This window comes from Xanthomonas sp. LMG 12459 (assembly GCF_009192905.1).
Classification (GTDB): domain Bacteria; phylum Pseudomonadota; class Gammaproteobacteria; order Xanthomonadales; family Xanthomonadaceae; genus Xanthomonas_A; species Xanthomonas_A sontii.
In genome coordinates this window covers 1-19,806 of record NZ_NSGT01000063.1, presented here as the reverse complement: position 1 = coordinate 19,806, position 19,806 = coordinate 1, and the positions used below count along the sequence as shown (strand labels likewise).

Annotated in this window: 19 protein-coding genes and 2 tRNA genes; 15 read left to right on the top strand and 6 right to left on the bottom strand. The window is 67.4% G+C overall.

The window, feature by feature from the left end:
- Positions 1-562: 562 nt before the first annotated feature.
- Together CEK65_RS14285 and dapA are read right to left on the bottom strand one after the other, a co-directional pair.
- The gene (locus CEK65_RS14285) at positions 563-1,087 is read right to left on the bottom strand and encodes a hypothetical protein (RefSeq protein WP_152182153.1); all 525 of its coding nucleotides are present in this window, start codon (positions 1,085-1,087) and stop codon (positions 563-565) included.
- 17 nt (positions 1,088-1,104) lie between these two features.
- Entirely contained in the window at positions 1,105-2,013 is a 909-nt protein-coding gene (dapA, locus tag CEK65_RS14280) for a 4-hydroxy-tetrahydrodipicolinate synthase (protein WP_152182152.1), read from the bottom strand.
- 166 nt (positions 2,014-2,179) lie between these two features.
- On the opposite strand from dapA, the gene CEK65_RS14275 reads away from it, so the two are divergent.
- From CEK65_RS14275 to CEK65_RS14235, 9 genes are all read left to right on the top strand, one after another.
- Positions 2,180-2,755 (top strand): glycine cleavage system protein R, encoded by a 576-nt coding sequence (locus tag CEK65_RS14275; protein WP_087943489.1) that lies wholly within the window; start codon positions 2,180-2,182, stop codon positions 2,753-2,755.
- Positions 2,756-2,820: 65 nt separating this feature from the next.
- Complete coding sequence (locus tag CEK65_RS14270) at positions 2,821-3,300, top strand: peroxiredoxin (RefSeq protein WP_017909528.1); 480 nt, start codon at positions 2,821-2,823, stop codon at positions 3,298-3,300.
- Positions 3,301-3,382: 82 nt separating this feature from the next.
- Entirely contained in the window at positions 3,383-4,783 is a 1,401-nt protein-coding gene (locus tag CEK65_RS14265) for a PhoH family protein (protein WP_026144466.1), read from the top strand.
- 29 nt (positions 4,784-4,812) lie between these two features.
- Positions 4,813-5,274 (top strand): hypothetical protein, encoded by a 462-nt coding sequence (locus CEK65_RS14260; protein WP_051067627.1) that lies wholly within the window; start codon positions 4,813-4,815, stop codon positions 5,272-5,274.
- An 84-nt stretch (positions 5,275-5,358) separates the two neighbouring features.
- A complete protein-coding gene (locus CEK65_RS14255; protein WP_152182151.1) occupies positions 5,359-6,027 on the top strand; it encodes a YoaK family protein in 669 nt (222 codons plus the stop codon).
- A 47-nt stretch (positions 6,028-6,074) separates the two neighbouring features.
- Positions 6,075-6,884, top strand: a complete 810-nt coding sequence (gene thiD, locus CEK65_RS14250) for a bifunctional hydroxymethylpyrimidine kinase/phosphomethylpyrimidine kinase (protein WP_152182150.1) — start codon at positions 6,075-6,077, stop codon at positions 6,882-6,884.
- Positions 6,881-7,750, top strand: a complete 870-nt coding sequence (locus CEK65_RS14245) for an alpha/beta fold hydrolase (protein ID WP_152182149.1) — start codon at positions 6,881-6,883, stop codon at positions 7,748-7,750. The genes thiD and CEK65_RS14245 overlap by 4 nt, the downstream gene beginning before the upstream one ends.
- Before the next feature lie 62 nt (positions 7,751-7,812).
- Positions 7,813-7,889, top strand: a tRNA-Arg gene (locus tag CEK65_RS14240).
- Between the two features lie 170 nt (positions 7,890-8,059).
- Positions 8,060-8,136 (top strand) — tRNA-Arg (locus CEK65_RS14235).
- Positions 8,137-8,375: 239 nt separating this feature from the next.
- Here the strand turns inward: CEK65_RS14235 and CEK65_RS14230 are convergent.
- From CEK65_RS14230 to CEK65_RS14220, 3 genes are all read right to left on the bottom strand, one after another.
- Complete coding sequence (locus CEK65_RS14230) at positions 8,376-9,170, bottom strand: SDR family oxidoreductase (protein ID WP_152182148.1); 795 nt, start codon at positions 9,168-9,170, stop codon at positions 8,376-8,378.
- 383 nt (positions 9,171-9,553) lie between these two features.
- Positions 9,554-10,543, bottom strand: coding sequence for a DedA family protein/thiosulfate sulfurtransferase GlpE (locus CEK65_RS14225; RefSeq protein WP_152182147.1), 990 nt, complete (start codon positions 10,541-10,543; stop codon positions 9,554-9,556).
- A gap of 140 nt (positions 10,544-10,683) precedes the next feature.
- Positions 10,684-11,619, bottom strand: coding sequence for a LysR substrate-binding domain-containing protein (locus CEK65_RS14220; RefSeq protein ID WP_152182146.1), 936 nt, complete (start codon positions 11,617-11,619; stop codon positions 10,684-10,686).
- A gap of 149 nt (positions 11,620-11,768) precedes the next feature.
- On the opposite strand from CEK65_RS14220, the gene CEK65_RS14215 reads away from it, so the two are divergent.
- From CEK65_RS14215 to CEK65_RS14195, 5 genes are all read left to right on the top strand, one after another.
- Positions 11,769-12,470, top strand: a complete 702-nt coding sequence (locus tag CEK65_RS14215) for a pirin family protein (RefSeq protein WP_152182145.1) — start codon at positions 11,769-11,771, stop codon at positions 12,468-12,470.
- Positions 12,471-12,692: 222 nt separating this feature from the next.
- Positions 12,693-14,828, top strand: a complete 2,136-nt coding sequence (glgX, locus tag CEK65_RS14210; protein ID WP_152182144.1) for a glycogen debranching protein GlgX — start codon at positions 12,693-12,695, stop codon at positions 14,826-14,828.
- A gap of 340 nt (positions 14,829-15,168) precedes the next feature.
- Complete coding sequence (locus CEK65_RS14205; protein ID WP_193314800.1) at positions 15,169-15,720, top strand: CPBP family intramembrane glutamic endopeptidase; 552 nt, start codon at positions 15,169-15,171, stop codon at positions 15,718-15,720.
- 287 nt (positions 15,721-16,007) lie between these two features.
- On the top strand, positions 16,008-16,178 hold the full coding sequence (locus tag CEK65_RS14200) for a CsbD family protein (RefSeq protein WP_017914264.1): 171 nt from the start codon (positions 16,008-16,010) through the stop codon (positions 16,176-16,178).
- A gap of 598 nt (positions 16,179-16,776) precedes the next feature.
- Positions 16,777-17,307, top strand: a complete 531-nt coding sequence (locus CEK65_RS14195; protein ID WP_226980583.1) for a hypothetical protein — start codon at positions 16,777-16,779, stop codon at positions 17,305-17,307.
- Positions 17,308-17,498: 191 nt separating this feature from the next.
- On the opposite strand, the gene CEK65_RS14190 is transcribed toward CEK65_RS14195, so the two are convergent.
- Positions 17,499-18,053 (bottom strand): hypothetical protein, encoded by a 555-nt coding sequence (locus CEK65_RS14190; RefSeq protein ID WP_226980582.1) that lies wholly within the window; start codon positions 18,051-18,053, stop codon positions 17,499-17,501.
- A gap of 1,217 nt (positions 18,054-19,270) precedes the next feature.
- Between CEK65_RS14190 and CEK65_RS14180 the strand changes: the two genes are divergently transcribed.
- On the top strand, positions 19,271-19,645 hold the full coding sequence (locus CEK65_RS14180; protein ID WP_152182141.1) for a hypothetical protein: 375 nt from the start codon (positions 19,271-19,273) through the stop codon (positions 19,643-19,645).
- The last annotated feature ends 161 nt before the right edge of the window (positions 19,646-19,806 follow it).

Here is a 19,806-nt window from a genome sequence, read left to right as displayed (position 1 = left end):
AAAAGAAAGCACACCCTGCCTCGCGCCCTCCGCGCTAACGCGCTCCGGGTCCGCGTCCATCACGGGGATCCGCGGAAGGGGCATCCTGCCCCTGCCGCGGACGGCGTACATCCATGTACGCCGCCCTCCGGGTGTTTCCCCGCGACGGCCGCCGCTGCGGAAGGGAACCCGGTAAGTCAAAAGCCAAAGCCACATCAAAAGCGACTGCGACAGCAGCGCACGCCTGCGTCATTGCAATGGCTGCCAATGAGCACACTACTCGTGATCACGTACGTCGCCTGTTGTTCGTCGAGGGCACGCAAGAAGACTGGTTTCCGCAGCAGCTGCTGCAGGCGCAGCTCACACACGGCGAAACGGCCCCGCACGGGACTTGCGACACGTTGGCTGGGTGCACTGTGGGAGGGACTTCAGTCCCGACGCCTTGAGGTTGGATACCTAGCGGGCGTCATGTATCTCGGCCGCGTGGCAGTTGTTTCCTACGGAAAACAAAACGGGCGCACAAGGCGCGTTTCGCATGCTAACCGCATAGCAGCCCGGCGCACACGCCGGACCCGCCGCCGGCTCAGTGACCCAGCTTGGCCTTCAGCGCCGCGATCAGCTTGACCGGCGCTTCGCCGGTGGCCGGCAGGCCGCGCGGGTCCACCGCCGAGACGTAGACGCCGGCATCCACCGCCACCACGCGCACCAGGAAGTTGCTGTCTTCGTAGGCCACGTCGTAGGAGCCCAGCAGCTGCGCGCGGCTGGCGATGGTGACGCCTTCGATGCCGCCCAGCGCGTCGCCGACCTGGCCGAACACCTGGTCGCGCGTCCCCGGCACCACGAAGCCGCTGTTCGACGCCGCCGGGGCCTGGCCGGCCGGGGCCGCAGGACGCTGCGCCGAGGCCAGCGCCGGCACCTTCATCGCCGCCGAGGTATCGGGCGAGGTCAGATCCGGCGGCACTTCCAGCGGACGCATGTCGGGCGCCAGCGCGTAGTCGCCGCGCGGCTTGCCCTTGTGGAACCAGCTGCAACCGCTGGTGGCCGCGACCAGGGTGGTCGCCAGCACGGCGGCCGACAGCACGCGGACGTAGGGAACGGAAGCACGCATCAATCAATCTCCTGGAGTCAGGCCGCGAGCGTTTCGCGGCTGGATAGGTCTTCCAACGCGGCAGCGTCGGCGGCAAGTCGGTCGGCCGTGGCGTGGTGCGCCGCGGACAGCGGCAGCAGCGGCAGCCGCAGGCCCTGGCCGATCCCGGCGCGCTGCAGCAGCGCCTTGACCGGAATCGGGTTGGATTCGATGCCGCAGAACGCATGGAACGGCTGCAACCGCGCGTCCCAGGCCTGCGCCGGCTCGGCCTGGCGCGCGCGCGCCAGGCCGCACAGCCGCCGGTAAGCGCGCGGCAAGGCATTGGAGGCGACCGAGATCAGTCCGTCGAAGCCGGCCAGCATCGCCTGCGCAGCGCTGCCGTCGTCGCCGCTGAACACCGCGAAGTGGTCGCTGCGCAGGGCCGCCAGCGCGGCGATACGCTGCGGGTCGCTCACGGCTTCCTTGATGCCGACGATGTTCGGATGCTGCGCCAGTTGCGCCACGGTCTCCGGCAGCAGGTCGCAGCCGGTGCGGCCGGGCACGTTGTACAGCAGCACCGGCAGGCCGCCCTGCTCGGCGACCTGGGTGTAGTGCGCGATCAAGCCGGCCTGGGTCGGACGCACGTACGGCGGCGTCACCACCAGCGCGTACTGCGCGCCACCGGCGGCGGCGCGCTGGGTCAGCGCCACGGTCTTGGCGGTGCCGGACAGGCCGGTCCCGGCCAGCACCGGTACGCGCCCGCCGATCGTCTGCACCGCCTCGCGCAGGATCCGGTCGTACTCCTCGTCCAGCAGCGTGGCCGCCTCGCCGGTCGATCCCGCCACCACCAGCCCCTGCACGCCGCCGTCGAGCTGGCGTTTGAGCAGCCGCTGCCAGGCGTCGAGGTCGAGGTCGCCATTGCCCTGGAAGGGCGTGGCCAGGGCGGTGATGATGCCGGAGAGGGACAAGATGCCGGGTGCTCGCTCGGAGAAGAGGGCCGCGCAGGCTACGCGGACGGGTCGGCCCCGCACGCGGGGCAGGGTCGCCCCGCATGTTACTTGCGGCCCGAAAGCGCGGGCAAGTATGCTGCACACCATGCCGGGCGACCGCCCGGATGCCGTTCAGCCTTACGCAATGCCGGAAGCCCCTTTGACCGACACCACGCCCCGGCCCGCGCCGACCGAAAACCACCTCCTGATCAACGCCTACACGACGCATCCGGAGTCGCCCTTGTTGCCGGTGACGCGTCGCATCGCCGACAGCGGCTGCAATCTCGTCGATGCGCGCCTGGCCACGGTCGGCCGCGACGTGTCGGTGACTGCGCTGGCGACCGGCTCGTGGGATTCGGTGGCCAAGCTCGAAGCCATGCTCACCCGCCTCGACCGCGAGGAAGGCATGAAGCTGGTGTGGTACCGCACCGGCGCCAAGCAGGCGCAGTCCAATCTGCTGCCGTACATCGTCGAAGTCATCGCCGCCGACAAACCGGGCATCCTGTTCCAGCTTGCCGACTTCTTCGACCGCCAGGGCATCACCATCGAGAACCTGCAGAGCACGCGCTACCGCGCCATGCAGACCGGCGCGGAGATGTTCTCGGCGCAGGTGACGATCGGGGTGCCGGCGAACATGCATATCGCCGCGCTGCGCGACGACTTCCTCGAGTTCTGCGACCACCTCAACCTGGACGCGATCATGGATCCGATGAAGTTCTGAGTGCACCGCGCTGGACACCGACGCAATCGAACGCAGATGATGGCGATGCACGCGGAGGACACCCCATGAAGGACGGCGACACCCTGGACCGCAGCACGCTGGCCTTGCCGCTGGCGCTGTCAGGCGGCGCCAGTGCCACGCTCGGCGATTACGCCGGCCGCTGGCTGGTGCTGTATTTCTACCCGAAGGACAGCACGCCCGGCTGCACCACCGAGGGCATCGAGTTCAACGCGCTGCTGCCGCAGTTCGAACAGGCCGGCGCCACTGTGCTCGGCGTGTCGCGCGACTCGGTGAAGTCGCACGACAACTTCTGCGCCAAGCAGGGCTTCCGCTTCGCCCTGGTCAGCGATGCCGACGAGGCACTGTGCCGCGCCTTCGACGTGATCAAGGAAAAGAACATGTACGGCCGCCAGGTGCTGGGCATCGAGCGCAGCACCTTCCTGCTCTCGCCGACCGGCCAGCTGGTCCGCAGCTGGCGCAAGGTCAAGGTTCCCGGCCACGCCCAGGCCGTGCTCGACGCGCTGCAGGCCGCCGCCCAGCAGTGATCACCGCCGTTTCCCGCACCCCGCATCGCCCTGCCCCGCAGGCAGCGATGGCGCGTCCCTGCTCCTCTTTCAGGAATCCATGATGACCCGAGGCAAGCGCATCTACGTGCTGGATACCAACGTGCTGATGCACGATCCGACCGCGCTGTTCAAGTTCGAGGAACACGACGTGTTCCTGCCGATGCAGGTGATCGAGGAACTGGACAATGCCAAGAAGGGCATGTCCGAAGTCAGCCGCAACGCGCGCCAGGTCAGCCGCTTCCTCAACGAGCTGATCGAGGGCGCCGGCGCCGAGCAGATCGAATCCGGCATTCCGCTCAGCCATCCGCAGGGCATCCAGCTCAAGAGCACCGGCGCCATCGGCCGTCTGTACTTCCAGGTGCGCCCGGTCGAGCCGGGGCGCAGCTTCGGCAGCGTGGCCCCGGACAACAAGATCCTGGCCGCGGTGCTGGCGCTGCGCGAGGAGCAGCCGGAAATCCCGGTGATCCTGGTGTCCAAGGACATCAACCTGCGGATCAAGGCGGCGATCAGCGGCCTGGTCGCCGAGGATTACGAGAACGACCGCGCGCTCGACGATTTCAGCCTGCTCTACACCGGCGCGATCGAACTGCCGGAAGATTTCTGGCAGAAGCACAACCAAGACCTGCGCAGCTGGAGCGACAAGGGCCGCACCTGCTACGAGATCGCCCTGGCCGCCGACGAGGACTGGTATCCGAACCAGTACCTGTACCTGCCGGGCGAGGACGAAGTGGAACTGCGCGTGGTCAAGGTCAACGCCGAGCGCAAGGCGACGCTGGCGCTGGTCGACGACTTCCGCAGCGGCCAGCACGCGGTGTGGGGCATCGCCGCGCGCAACCGCGAGCAGAACTTCGCGCTCAACGCGCTGATGGACCCGGAAATCGACTTCGTCACCCTGCTCGGCACCGCCGGCACCGGCAAGACCCTGCTGGCGCTGGCCGCGGGCCTGGCGCAGACCATGGACCAGCAGCGCTACCGCGAGATCATCATGACCCGCGCCACGGTCAGCGTCGGCGAGGACATCGGCTTTTTGCCCGGCACCGAGGAAGAGAAGATGACGCCGTGGATGGGCGCGCTCACCGACAACCTGGAAGTGCTCACCCACACCCAGGAAGGCGGCACCTGGGGCCGCCAGGCCACCAACGACCTGCTTGCCAGCCGCATCAAGATCCGCTCGATGAACTTCATGCGCGGGCGCACCTTCCTGTCGCGCTACCTGATTCTGGACGAGGCGCAGAACCTGACCCCGAAGCAGATGAAGACGCTGATCACCCGTGCCGGCCCCGGCACCAAGATCGTGTGCCTGGGCAACGTGGAACAGATCGACACGCCGTACCTGACCGAGACCACCTCTGGCCTGACCTACGCGGTGGACCGCTTCAAGGCCTGGCCGCACAGCGCGCACATCACCCTGCGCCGCGGCGAGCGCTCGCGCCTGGCCGACTACGCCTCGGAGGTCCTGTGAACGCGGCGGCCGGCGTGCGCCTGGCAGGCATGGCGCTGGCCATGGCCCTGCTCGGCGCCTGCGCCACCGCGCGCGGGCCGGCCATGGTGCCGACCGCGGTCAAGGCCGGGCAGTCGTGGATCGTCACCCGCAACAGCACCGCGACGCAGGTGCTGGACACCTGCTCGCGCGACAGCCCAGCGCGCCAGGACGGCGCGGTCACCGGCTACTGGATTCCGACCCCGGAACAGATCGCGCAACTGGAAGCGCACCTGGCGCAACTGCAGCCGCAGATCGCCGACCCCAGCGCGTCCGATCGCCAGTACGTCGGCATCCTGTACCGCGGCAAGCAGGCGATCTATGTCAACGCCTTCGCGCCGGACGACAGCAGCGAGCGCGACCCCACGGTCGACGCAGTCAAGGCCTGCGGCGGCGGCAACCGTTTCTGGGGCGCGGTCTACGACCCGGCGAGCGCCCGCTTCTCCGAGATCGCGGTCAACGGCGCACGTTGAGATGGCTGCGGTCAGGTGCCACTGGCGGCGTGCTGGGGCGGCCGCGCACCGCGGTCGCCGCGCCGCGGCCGCATCGCGCGCGGCATGAACCTGGAACTGCCCCGCTGGGCCTGGGCCTTCGCGGGCACGCTGGCCGCGGTCGCCGGCATGGTCAACGTGGTCGGCTATCTCGGCTTCGAACATCAGGCGGTCACCCACCTCACCGGCACCACTACCCTGCTCGGCGCGGCGCTGGCCGATGGCGACGCGCGCGCGATCGCGCAACTGGTCGGCGTGGTCCTGGCCTTCCTCGGCGGATCGATGCTCGGCGGCTTCATCGTGCAGGACAGCCGCCTGTGCCTGGGCCGGCGCTACGGCGTGGCGCTGGCGCTGGAAGCGCTGCTGCTGCTGGCGGCGATGCAGGCGTTCAAGCAGCAGCAACTCGCCGGCGCCGTGCTCGCCGCGATCGCCTGCGGCCTGCAGAACGCTACCACCACCATCTACAGCGGCGCGGTGGTGCGCACCACCCATCTCACCGGCATGTTCACCGACCTCGGCATTGGCCTGGGCCAGGCGCTGCGCGGCCTGCCGCTGCCGCGCCGGCGCATCCGCCTGAGCCTGCTGATCATCGGCGGTTTTTTGTGCGGCGGCGTGCTCGGCGCCTGGGCCTACCGGCAGGTCGGCTTCGACGCCCTGCTCGGCCCCGCCCTGCTCACCGGCACGGTCGGCACGCTGTACGCGCTGCAGGCGCACTACCGCAGCCGCGAACGCTGAAGGCGCGGCCGAGTGCATAAGCGACGTCAGCCCTGCACAATCGGCGCATGAGCGAACCCACCGTCGTCTCCGCACTGAGCATCGCCGGCACCGATTCCGGCGGCGGCGCCGGCATCCAGGCCGATCTCAAGACCTTCGCCGCGCACCGCGTGCACGGGCTGGCGGCGGCCGCCGCGCTGACCGCGCAGCACACCCGCGGCGTCACCGCGGTACACGTGCCGCCGCTGTCGTTCCTGCGCGCACAGATCGACGCCTGCTTCGCCGACTTCGACATCGCCGCGGTCAAGCTCGGCATGCTCGCCAACGCCGAGGTGATCCACGTGGTCGCCGATGCGCTGGAAGAATATCGCCCACCGTGGGTGGTGCTGGACCCGGTGATGGTGGCCACCAGCGGCGCCAAGCTGCTGCAGGATGACGCGCTCGACGCACTGCGCAGCCGCCTGTTGCCGCTGGCGACGCTGGTGACGCCGAACGTACCGGAAGCGCAGTTGCTGCTCGGCCGCCCGATCGACACCGCCGACGACGCCGAGCACGCCACCGCCGCGCTGCTCGAGGCCGGCGCGCAGGCGGTGCTGCTCAAGGGCGGCCACCTGCAGGAAGGCCAGCGGGTGATCGACCGCTACGACGACGGCGTCAGCCGCAGCGAGTTCAGCCATGCGCGGCTGCCGCTGGACGCGCACGGCACCGGCTGCACCCTGGCCGCGGCGATCGCCGCACAGCTGTGCCAGGGCCTGGCCTTGCCGGCCGCCTGCGAAGCGGCGATTGACTATGTGGCGCGCGCCCTGCGCGGCAGTTACCGGCCCGGCCGCAGCGACGTGGCAGTGCTGGATCACTTCGGCGCGGCGCGCGGCCCATGAGCGCAGCGCCCATCGCCGCGGCGGCGGTCGCCGAGCACGCCCTGCCCGTCGCCGCAGCCGACGGCCATCGCTGGAGCTTGCTGGCGCGCGTTCCCGACGCACCGCGGCAGGCGCTGCTGTGGCTGCCCGCGCTGGGCGTGGCCGCGCGCCACTACCTGCCGTTCGCCGAAGCGCTGGCCGCACACGGCGTCGCGGTGTTCCTGCACGAATGGCGCGGCAACGGCAGCAGCACGCTGCGGCCATCGCGGCAATGCGACTGGGGCTATCGCGCCCTGCTGCAACTGGACCTGCCCGCCAGCCAGGCGGCGATCGCCGGGTGTGGGATCGCGGCGCCGCTGCTCGTCGGCGGCCACAGCCTCGGCGGACAGCTCGCCTGCTGCCACGCCAGCCTGCAACCACAGGCCTTCGCCGCGCTGTGGCTGGTCGCCAGCGGCACGCCGTACTGGCGCCGTTTTCCCGCGCCGCGCGGCTATCTGCTGCCGCTGGCGTACCGCCTGCTGCCATGGCTGGCGCAGCGGCAAGGCGTGCTGCATGGTCGCCGCCTGGGCTTCGGCGGCACCGAAGCGCGCGGCCTGATCGCCGATTGGGCGCGCGTCGGCCGTAGCGGCCGCTACGCCGCGGCCGGCCTGGCGATCGACCTGGAGGCGCAACTGGCGCATCTGACGCTGCCGGCGCGTGGCGTGGTGCTGCAGGACGACTGGCTGGCGCCGGAGAGTTCGCTGCGCGGTCTGCTCGACAAGCTGGCCACGCCGGCGCCGCAGATCCGCTGCCTGGACGCCACGCAACTGGGCGTGGCCGCCGACCATTTCGCCTGGATGAAGCGGCCTGCGGCGGTGGCCGCGGCGTTACTGGCCGGGGATCCGTGAAATTTTTCGGAAAGAGCATTGACGGGCCCGATCGACTCCCGCATAATTCCGCTCCTGACGACGCGCCCGTAGCTCAGTTGGATAGAGTACCTGGCTACGAACCAGGCGGTCGGGAGTTCGAATCTCTCCGGGCGCACCAGTCAGATGAAAAACGACAAGCCACCGCTTGTCGTTTTTTTTTGCCCTGCCGCGGCGAGGCGATCGCATCGAGACCGCTCCGGGAGCGCACTCGTTCGCGATTCGTCATGCTATCGACACGCAGGTATAGACGAATCGCCGCAACTCGTGAATAATCCCGCGCCTGACAACGCGCCCGTAGCTCAGTTGGATAGAGTACCTGGCTACGAACCAGGCGGTCGGGAGTTCGAATCTCTCCGGGCGCACCAGTCAGATCAAAAACGACAAGCCAGCGCTTGTCGTTTTTTTTGCCTGCGTGATTCCGATTGCACGACGCGCGCAACGACGAGTGACGCATGCGCACACGGAAGATGTGCCGATCACGGCACCGCCTCGCGCATCGGCACTTCAACTCCAGCGCCGGCGATCCGCCAGACATTGCGAGGCGGCGGCGGCGACGCGCGCCGCCTCGGCCTCGCGTGCGCGAACGCAGAGACCCCTGCCCGGCTCAGGCAATGGTATCCACCACGCCGCCATCGACGCGCAGCGCCGCACCGGTGGTCGCGGACGCTTGCGGCGAGGCGACGTAGACGCAGAGATTGGCGACCTCTTCCACCGTCGCGGCGCGGCGGATGATCGAGCTGGCGCGATGCGCCTTGACGAAGTCGGCAGCGACCTCGTCCAGCGGCTTGCCGGACTGCTGCACTTGGTCGGACAGCATGGCGGCGACGCCTTCCGTCAGCGTCGGCCCGGGCAGGATGGCATTCACAGTGACGCCGGTGCCGGCCATGCGCTTGGCCAGCCCGCGCGACAGGGCGAGATCGGCGGTCTTGGTCACGCCGTAGTGAATCATCTCGACCGGGATGTTGAGCCCGGACTCGGACGAGACGAAGAGCACACGCCCCCACCCCTTCTCCGCCATCGCCGGCAGATACGCGCGGGAAAGCCGCACACCGGACAGCACGTTCACCGCCAGGAAGCGCTCCCATTCCGCGTCGGGCGTGTCGAAGAAGTCCTGCATGCCGAAGATGCCGGCGTTGTTGACCAGGATGTCGACGGCAGGAAGCGCCACGACGATCGCCTCGCAGCCGGCCGCGGTCGCCACGTCGCCCACTACGGCCCGCACGCTGGCAGTGGCGAGGTCGCGCTTGAGGGTAGCCACAGCGGCCTCGGTGCGGGCCTGGTCGCGGCCGTTCAGCGCGACCTCGGCGCCCGCCGCGGCCAGGCCCTTGGCGATGCCGAAACCGATGCCGGCGGTGGAGCCGGTGACGAGGGCGGTTTTACCGGATAGATCGATGTGCATGACTGTCTCCAAGGATGAGGTTGAGGATGAGGAGTCGCTTCGGCGCACGCCCTGCGAGGTCGTCGCCGCAGACACACGCTGGCCGCGCCGGTCGTGCTGTCGATTCGTTCTGTCGATTCATCATCTGCGCATCCAACCGCAAGGCAAGGAACGGCAAGTGAACGTCACGATATGGATCTCGCCCATTGCAGCAGGTCGCTGCATCAGCGAGGCACAGACGGCGCAGGCAAGAGGATCAAGCGCATGACGGCACAACTTGCCTCGCCGCGCACAGCCGCCCGCGCGCGCCCACGGACAACGCACCCGCCTGCATCAGCCGGCGCGCACGCACGGCTGTGCATCGCAGGCGCCATCGACAGGCATGACGCCTCCGCCACACCGACTCACGCCGCGATCGTGTCGCCCTTCGGCGGCGGTGCCACGGCAGCCGCAGCGTCCAGCACGACCAGCGGATGGCCCGCCGCACGCCACGCATCCAGCCCACCGCGCAGCGGCAGCACGTCCTCGAACGCGTGCTGGCGCAAGCGCTTGGCCAGGATCGCGGCCGAGACCTCGTTCGGGCAGGCGCAGTAGATGACGATCCTGCGATCGCGCGATAAGCGGGCGACGAGCGCGTCGACCTGGCGATCGTCCACTTCCAGCGCACCGGGGATGGCATACGGCTCCAGCGTGCGGTAGCCCGGCGCCCGAATGTCCAGCAGCAGCGGCGGCGCCTCGCCCTGCAACAGCGCGTGCAGTTCATCGACGTCGATACGCTGCATCTCCATCGCCTTGCGCAGCGACTGCCGACGCCAGGCGCGGTAGCCGACGTACAGCGCCAGCAGGCCGACCAGCAGCAGCGCCGCGCGCCTGCCGAGCAGGCTCAGCCAATCCAGCAAGTCCTGCACCTGGTCGGCGAAGCACAGGCCCAGCAACAACCCGACGCCCGCCCACAAGGCCGCGCCCAGCGCGTCGTAGCGCAGGAAGGCTACGGGGCGCACGCGCATCGCGCCGGCCATCGGCACCGATACCATCGACAGGCCCGGAACGAACTTGGCCACCGCCAGCACGCGCACACCCCAGCGCGCATAGAAGCGTTCGGTGCGCTTCATGCAGGTGTCGCGCGACAGCGACAGCCGGCACAGCGACTGCAGCGTGCGATTGCCGTAACGGCGGCCGGCGCCGAACCACAGCAGATCGCCGAGCAGGCTGGCCGCGATCGACACCGACAAGGCGCCGAGCAGCGCACTCCACATCGCCGCGCCATCGAGCAGCGCATAGGTCGCCCCGACCAGGATCAACGTGGGCAGCGCCGGCACCGGCAGGCCCAGCGACAAGGCCAGGACGTTGACGAAGACCAGCCCGAGTCCGTAGCGCGCAATCAGGTCCTGCATGGCGTGGCGGGCGAAAAGAAGAGGATGCCGCGCATTATCCTCCCGTCGCCCACCGCGCGCGTAGGCAGCAGGGCGTCACCGGCGGAACAGACCCATCCATCGCCGCCACGGAGAACGCTTTGCCGTTGCCCCGCACGCCATCACCCGCCCTCGTCCAGCCGCGCCGCCATCTGCGCCAGCCATGCCGCGAACACGCCCGGCTGGCGCATGCGCGCGCGCCACCAGGCCAGCGCCGCGCCCTCCTCGCCGCTGCGCCAGGCCAGCTGGAACACCTCGTCCGGCTTCGGCTCCTCCACCGTCTTGCGCACCAGCGTGCCGCGCGACAGCGCCGCGCGCGCATAGGGCTCGGGCAGGAAACCGAAGCCGAGCCCGGCCAGCTGCAGCCGGTACTTGCTGCGCATGTCCGGCACGGTCAGCGCGTCCTGGCCGAACAGCAGCCCGACCGTGCGCGGCAGCAGCCGCCGTGCAGAGTCCGCCACCGCGATCGCGCGATGCGCGCTCAGCTGGCTGCGGCTGAGCGGTTCCGGCGCCTGCGCCAGCGGGTGACCGGGCGCGACCGCGAACACGAACGGCAGCGTGCCCAGCGGCTCGGTCACGTAGCCGCCGCCGCTGGGCCCTTCGCCGGCCGCCCCGACCAGCAGATCCACCCGCCGGTCCAGCAGCGCCTCCCAGGTGCCGGACAGCGATTCCTGCACCACCCGCAGCCGGGTCTGGTCGGCAACCGCATAGAACGCCGCCATGTCCTGCGCCAGGCATTCCGGCGCGAACACCGCATCCAGGCCCAGCGCGAACTCGGTCTCCCAGCCGGAGGCCACGCGGCGCACGCGCAGTTCCAGGTCGCCAGCGGCGCGCAGCAGGTGACGACCTTCGCGCAGCAGTTCGGCCCCCGCGGCGGTCGGCACCGCCTTCGGCCCGATCCGCTCGAACAGTTGCACGCCCAGGTCCTCCTCCAGCTTGGCGACGGTGTAGGAGATGGTCGACGGCACCTTGTGCAGCGCCTTGCCGGCGGCCGAGAACGAGCCGCGACGATCGATGGCGTCGAGGATCTGCAGGGCATCGAGGCTGAGCTTGAGCATTCGAATTTTTCGATGATGGATGCCGAATCTATCCGTTTTTCAAACCCGGCGACAGCGCGGATACTTGTTTCCAAGCCGGAGCGAACGCGAAATCAACCAGACCGGCGCTTTCGATCCACTTGCACATCAACGCCACCAAGGAGCCTCCCATGCTGCAGATCCGCCCCGCCAACACCCGTGGCCGCGCCGAACACGGCTGGCTGTCCTCGCGCCACACCTTCTCCTTCGGCCACTACCACGACCCGCGCCACATGGGCTTTGGGCCGCTGCGGGTGATCAACGAGGATCGCGTGCAGCCGGGCCAGGGCTTCGGCACCCACGCCCATCGCGACATGGAGATCCTGTCCTACGTGATCGAGGGCGCGCTGGAGCACAAGGACAGCATGGGCAACGGCTCGGTGCTGCGCTACGGCGACGTGCAGCGCATGAGCGCCGGCTCCGGGGTCACCCACAGCGAGTTCAACCACTCCGCCAGCGAGCCCGTGCACTTCCTGCAGATCTGGGTGATGCCCGAGCGCGCCGGGATCGCGCCGGGCTACGAGGAGAAGCACTTCGCCCCGGACAGCAAGCGCGGTCAGCTGCGGTTGATCGCCGCTCCGCAGGGCGAGGACGGTGCGGTGCGCATCCACCAGGACGCGCGCATCTACGCCTCGATCCTCGACGGCGATGCGCGCCTGGACTATCCGCTGGCGGCCGGGCGCGGCGCCTATGTACAGGTGGTGCGCGGCACGCTGAGCGTCAACGGCCAGACCCTGCAGGCCGGCGACGCGATCCAGGCGATCGACGAGGCCAGCCTGCAGTTCGCCGACGCCCAGGACAGCGAGTTCCTGCTGTTCGACCTGCCGCGCTGAGCGCTGCAGGCCAGTCGCGCCCGGGACCATCGGACCGGGCCGCGACAGTCGCGATCGCGGCCCGCATAGCGGCGCCACGGCGTCGCTGCGTCGGCCGCCCGCTCGCTTTCCACTGCGCCCTCACGCCACCCTCGGCATCCCGTAACGCGTCCTGCACGGCCTCCGCGTCAATGCTTCCGCTCTCCCTCCCCTACTGCCGGCGTGCCGGCCGAGAGCCTGCCGATGCGCCACCCGACCAGCGCCGCCTATGCCACCCCCTCGCGCATCCGCGAAGGGCGCCCCTTCCCCCGCGGCGCCGTGTTCGACGGCCAGGGCACCAACTTCGCGCTGTTCTCGGCGCACGCCACGCGCGTGGAACTGTGCCTGTTCGACGAGGCCGGCACCGAAACGCGCCTGGACCTGCCCGAATACACCAACGAAATCTGGCACGGCTATCTGCCCGACGTGAAGCCCGGCCAGCGCTACGGCTATCGCGTGTACGGCCCCTATGAACCCAGCGAAGGCCACCGCTTCAATCCCAACAAGCTGCTGCTCGACCCGTACGCGCGCGAACTTGAGGGCGACATGATCTGGGCCGACGAACTGTACGGCTACACGGTCGGCCACCCGGACGGCGACCTCAGTTTCGACGAGCGCGACAGTGCGCCGTTCATGCCCAAGTGCGTCGTGGTTGAGGACACCTACGACTGGGAGGACGACCAGCGCCTGATGACGCCGTGGAGCGAGACCCTGGTCTACGAGACCCACGTGCGCGGCTACACTATGCGCCACCCGCAGGTGCCGGACGAGCTGCGCGGCACCTGCGCCGGGCTGGCCCAGGAGCCGGTGCTGCGCTACATCAAGGAACTGGGCGTCAGCGCGGTGGAACTGCTGCCGGTCCACGCTTACCTCGACGACCAACACCTGCTCGACAAGGACCTGCGCAACTACTGGGGCTACAACACGCTCGGCTTCTTCGCGATCAAGTCGCGCTACCTGGCCAGCGGCCACCGCGACGAGTTCCGCGACATGGTCAAGGCGCTGCACCGCCAGGGCCTGGAGGTGATCCTCGACGTGGTCTACAACCACACCGCCGAAGGCAGCGAGCTGGGCCCCACCCTCTCCTTCCGCGGCATCGACAATGCCAGCTACTACCGGCTGGCCGAGGACAAGCGCTACTACATCAACGACACCGGCACCGGCAACACGCTCAACCTGAGCAACTCGCGGGTGATCCAGTTCGTCAACGACTCGCTGCGCTACTGGGCCGGCGAGATGCACGTGGACGGCTTCCGTTTCGACCTGGCCACCATCCTCGGCCGCGAACCCACCGGCTTCGACCAGCGCGGCGGTTTCCTCGACGCCTGCAACCAGGATCCGCTGCTGTCGCAGGTCAAGCTGATCGCCGAGCCATGGGACTGCGGCCCGGGCGGCTACCAGGTCGGCCACTTCCCGCCGGGCTGGTCGGAATGGAACGACAAGTTCCGCGACAACGCCCGCGCGTTCTGGAAGGGCGACGAAGGCAAGCTGGCCGAATTCGCCACGCGCTTCACCGGCTCGGCCGACCTGTTCGATCGCCGCGGGCGCCGACCGTGGGCCTCGGTGAACTTCATCACCGCGCACGACGGCTTCACCCTGCACGACCTGGTCAGCTACAACGGCAAGCACAACGACGCCAATGGCGAGGACAACCGCGACGGCTCCGACCACGACAGCTCCTGCAACTACGGCGCCGAAGGCGAGACCGACGACGCCGGCATCCTGCAACTGCGCGAGCGGCAGATGAAGAATCTGCTGGCCACGCTGCTACTCGCGCAGGGCACGCCCATGCTGCTGGCCGGCGACGAACGTGCGCAGACCCAGGGCGGCAACAACAACACCTACTGCCAGGACAACGAAATCACCTGGATCGACTGGGAGCGCGACCCCACCGAGGGCCGCCTGACCGCGTTCGTCAAGGCGCTGAGCGCGCTGCGCCAGCGCTACCCGATCCTGACCCGCGGTCGCTTCCTCAACGGCCAGTACAACGAAGATGCGGGCGTGCGCGACCTGACCTGGCTCAACCCCGGCGGCACCGAGATGGACGAAGCGCACTGGAGCGACGTCGGCGCGCGCTCGGTCGGCCTGCTGCTGGAAGGCAAGGCGCAAACGTCCGGCGTCAGGGAGCTGGCCAACGACGACACCTTGCTGATCGTCATCAACGCCTACCACGAGGGCGTGAGCTTCGTGCTCCCGTCTTCGGAAGAGCAACTGCACTGGAAGCTGGTGCTGTCCACCGACGATGCGCTGCAGGTCGACAGCATGCCGGCCGGTGCCAGCGAGTTCCTGGCGCCGCCGCGCAGCATCAGCGTGTTCGAGTGTCAGACGGCGCGCGCATAGTCGCCACTCGCCACTTCGGATTGCGCGCGGACTGACGCGTCCGCGCCTGCATTACGTCGCCAGCGCTTGCCGCTGGCGACGCGCGATGCTGGCATCTGCACGCTCCCTACGACGCGACGCATTGCATTGGTCTACATGGCCTTTGGCACAGTGCTCGATGGCGCATGCTCGCTAGGCTGAATGCCCGCTTCCTTCCAGGCCAGGCATGCAGCACTCCGCGCAAGGCAACATCCACGCCACGTCCAGCACCTCCTTCATGCGCAACCCGCTTCTCCGTATCGCGCTCAGCGCCGCGATCCTTGCGCTGGCGTTCTATGCGTGGCTCCCGTTTCCGTGGCGCATGCCAGTGGTCGGCCTGCTCGGTCTCTCCTTGGTGTGGATCGAAACGCGCTCCTCCCTCGCGTGCGGCGTGGCTCGCCCTCGCCAGGCGTCCGTGATCGGCTGGACCGCGCTGCTGGTGCTGTTGACCGTGGGCTTCATCACGCCGGTGCTGCAACCGCTGATCGACACCATCACCGGACACAAGACCGACTACAGCGCCTACGGCGCGCTCAAGGGCAACGTCCAGGCGACGATCCATCTGATCGGCGCGGCGTGGCTGAGCGCGGCGCTCGGCGAAGAACTGGTGTTCCGCGCCTTCCTCATGCACCAGCTCGATGCCCTGCTGGGGCGCCTGCGCGGCGGCAGCTGGATCGCCGCGCTGGCCGGTGGCGTAGTGTTCGGCCTGATGCACGCCGCGCAAGGCGCCTCCGGCATCCTGCTGACCGGCGTGGTCGGCACGATGTTCGGCTATGCCTATCTGCGCTCCAGGCGCAACCTGTGGGCGATGATCCTCGCGCATGGCCTGATCGACACCTGGGGCGTGACCACCCTGTATCTGGGCTGGTACTGAGCGCGCAGCGCAGTCGAGGGTCGCCACTCGGCGCACCTATGCGGACCACGCCGTCGCCGCCAGCAGACAGACGAAGGACATGTCGCGGTGCGCGTGTGCCCGCTGTAAAAGCACCAAGCGCGCTCAGCCCGAACGGGACGCGCGATCGCCGCTACAGGCTTCGGCATACAACCCGTCCGCTACCTAAATGATCGAGCGCACGCCCGCTCAATTTTCACTTGCACGCCACCGGCCCGCGCGCAGTTTGGCGATGCCCACTTGAGGGCATCCCTACTGCGGAGTCAACGATGGACAAGAATCGCACCGAAGGCGCCAAGAACCAGATCAAGGGCACCATCAAGGAAGTCGCCGGCAAGGTCACCGGCAACAAGCTGAAGGAAGTCGAAGGCAAGATGCAGAAGAACGCCGGCAAGGTACAGAGTGAAGTGGGCAAGGCGCGCGACCACGCGCGCGGCTGAGTTCCAGATTCTCGTGCTCCCCTGCCGCCAATGGCAGGGGAGTTGTTGCGAGCGACCTGCACCTCGCCGACTCGCTGTCGATTCGCCTGATGCGCAGCTCAACGGGGTGCACACAGGCCTCCGCAATGACCGACGGGTGGACTGGAGTAGCGAGACGCAGTACAGCGGTCAACAAGCTGCCAAGGCACCAGTCCTCGACAGCAAGGCGATCGAACACGGCACATCCAGGAGCGGTTTGCCGACAGCGCTGCCAGTCGCATCCCAAACGACCCGATGCGCTGCGCACCGTGGACTCGGATCGACCCGCAAACAGTCAATTACACGCCCGATCAGATCGACGCCGAACTGTTGCGAAGGCACCACCCTGACGTCGCTTGGTGCATGCCAGTCCGGAAGCGATGGCGCCGCTCGATGCATCCCACCATACTGACACTCACGTTACGCCTGCATCGGGACAAACTCGCCGATGCGCAACGCACTGTGTGATCTGACAACCCCGGATGTGTACAGGCTCCCGACCACGCACACGCCCCTGATATTTCCACCCCCACTCAAAGCATCAATGCACACGATTACCTCCCCCAGAAGAGCAGCGTTCTTGCTTCTCCTGCTGCTTCCTGCCGCCCAGGCGGATATGACTGCTGCGGCAGCAGCTCGCGCAGCACCTGTCGAAATGACCGAAAGCGACTTCGCCGTAGCCATCAACAACCACTCTTTCGCCCTGGGTGAACGCTGGAGCGAGCAAACCAGGACGCAGGCAGGCACCCAGATCAGCGAGAGTTTTGTAGGAGACGTGCCCGCCGGGGAGACAAGCTACAAGTACTACCAGCATCGCTATGTCGGATTTGACATCTATACGGCGAACCTCTCCTGGCAAAAAGAGCAACGCGACATCGACAGCTACGTCATTGCGCAGATCACCATCAACGTACCCGCGATCAGAACGGCTAGAGGTATCGCGATCGGCGACACGCAGAATGTGCTGATCGACACCTATGGCCAAGGCACGACGGATGACAGCGATGGCCAGCACTGGCGCTCCTATGAGACCAAGAACAAGCGCCTCTCGTTTCAGCTCGAACATGGAAGAATCATCCACATCATGATGACCCTCGACACGGACAGCTGAAATCAGCGCTGTGTCATGCGCCACCAACGCCATTTCGGGCGTCAGGCGGCCGCTCCCTGTGCCCGCCCGCAACAGAAACACGGCAAAACGTGTTTCTTGCCGAAGACCACTGGTCCAGCTTGTCTTTCTTGTTGGCAGATCAAGACTCGGCGGCGCGCCGCTGCGGCGCCGAGACTGTCAGGGCCGCCTTTCTACGCCTTGCGAGCACGATGCAGAAAGTATCCCGCTCCAAGCAAAGCAATCAGTCCGATCATGGCACCAAACCGGCCATTCTTGCGCCGTGCCTGGAGCGCCTGCTCAGGCGTGACGACCACGTCATCGCCCAAGCGCAGTCCCCAGATGGATCGCTTGCTGTCCGCATCGTCGAAGGTGACGTGAACCGGCGATCCCACCTTGAGACGCCCCCACAGCGCATCGATGCCAGGCAGCACACTCGAGTACTCGAATGCATCGCTGGTGGGTGCGAGGGTGAAGTTCACGCTTTGAAGCCGTCCCTTTCGCTGCGTTGCGTCGACCTTTTCGACCGTCCCATCGGCTTCAGCCAAATGTGTCGGCACTGCCGCAGGCCTGCTGAAAAACGTGACAACGCTGGCGATCGTGACGCCAAGGCAAAGCAACGCGATGATGATGAAGCGGATCTTGTGTGACTGCATCTCGATACCGGAGCAAAAAGGAAACGTCGCGATCCAGCGACGACGCACATTTTTTCGTGACAGCGCATGGGAATCAATCGATGGATCGCCCATCCCCTGCAACTCAATGACACCGTAGGCGTCCTGTCTCCTGGCTCAAGCACTTCGATCCCAATGAGGCGTCGCGTCAACCTTTGCTGAGCGAAGCCTGCAACCGCGACACGCGACGGGCGGAAGATGAGTAGCCCCAATGCGTCGCTGGAAAGCGACATGAAGCAGCACTACAGCACACACTTGCCACTGTCATCGCGCGTGTCCAGATGAACTCGGAAAGCAAACGCAGTAGCGCGACCTGACTTGCGACATCGTCAACAAGGGCACACCGCGGAGAGACGGCCGATCGATACCGGCAGGATGGCTGCCGCGCTGCCTGAAACAGGATTTGGCTCTACGCGATTGATGACATTGCGTGGCAGCGATGGCCCTCGCCTTCATCCTCCACGGCCCACGGCGGGTGCCCACGGGAAGCTTGAACGCAGCAACAGGCTCCAAGCTTCGTCATGCAACACGTCAAGGCCGCTACGCTCGTCACCGGCTCCTTGAGCGCAGACATGCGCGATACCGTCTGCTCGAACTCCTGCAAGGCGCGTCAGCGCTCACGTGCCACCATGCTGACGCGCGGAGGCAAGCATGACATCGCTGGAGCTGCACGAAGCCATTGCACATCACTTCAGTGCTGCACTGAAGACTTTGCGCTCGAACTGTTTCTACAGGTCAGCAGGAACGCGCAAACGAACGTAGTAGCGGCCGGTCTCACCGCGCGTCAGGTAATGCGCGACTCGCATGGAAGTGTCCAGCGAGTGTCCAAGATGGCTGAAAAGAAAAACGCCCACAAATCGTTGATTTGCGGGCGTTTCCTTGACACTGGCGGAGTGAGAGGGACACAATTCAGAGTCCTCTAACCCATTGATGCCAATTGTCTTTTCCCACCTGGACACCCGCAAATAGTGCCCAAGGGATGGTCCTGCGTCCGGGATCGTAGCCGAGGCAGCCTGCAATGTGGATCCCCCTGCGGCCCATGCCGCTCGCTGTGCGACGACCGATGCGCGGCCGCCCACGGAGCGGGATGAGGAGCGCACTCTCAGCAGCAGGACGCCTGGCGATTGCTGATCGTTGGCTGTCCATTGACTCCTTCTAGGTGTCTTCAGACATGGGAAAGCCAACTTTGCAGCGCCTATTTATATTTGTGAAATAGCTCTGAAATTTGCACTTGCGGGTTTGCGACTTGATGCTTGGATGAAAGCTCCTTCCACAGGCTCCAAGGAGCATCAATGCAGTCCGAACTCACGCTTCAAATCGCCAGCCGCCTCATCAGCGGGCTCCTCTGCCAGGAGCGGCATTGCCGCTTACCTGATCGTGTCGACGACATCCGGCATGCCCTGGAAGTGGCCGCGGAAATGATGCGCCAATACCGAGGCGGCTCTTCCGCCCCTCCGGCGCACGACTACGTCCCACCCACGCCGGCCCCGACGCTGCCACCACCAGCGTCCTCCTCCCCACCTCAAGCGCCGCGCCAGCAAGAGATCCGCACCCGGGAGGCGGTCGTGGTGCGCGATATCCCGTCCGTCGAAGAGTGGCGGAAGAACCGCCGGGGAAAAGGCGCCCCGGATCCAGAGGCGGACAGGAAGAAGCCGACGCTCCACTGATCCGACACCGACGCCCCCACAACCAAGGGCCCCGCAAGCGGGGCACCGTTGTTTCAGAGGCGTCGTGGGCGCGGTGGTCGGGGGCCACTCGGCTCAAGGTCCAGGGTCGGCAGGTCGTAGGGAGGAGTCGGTTGAGCCTCATGGCCTCCAAAGACCCACGG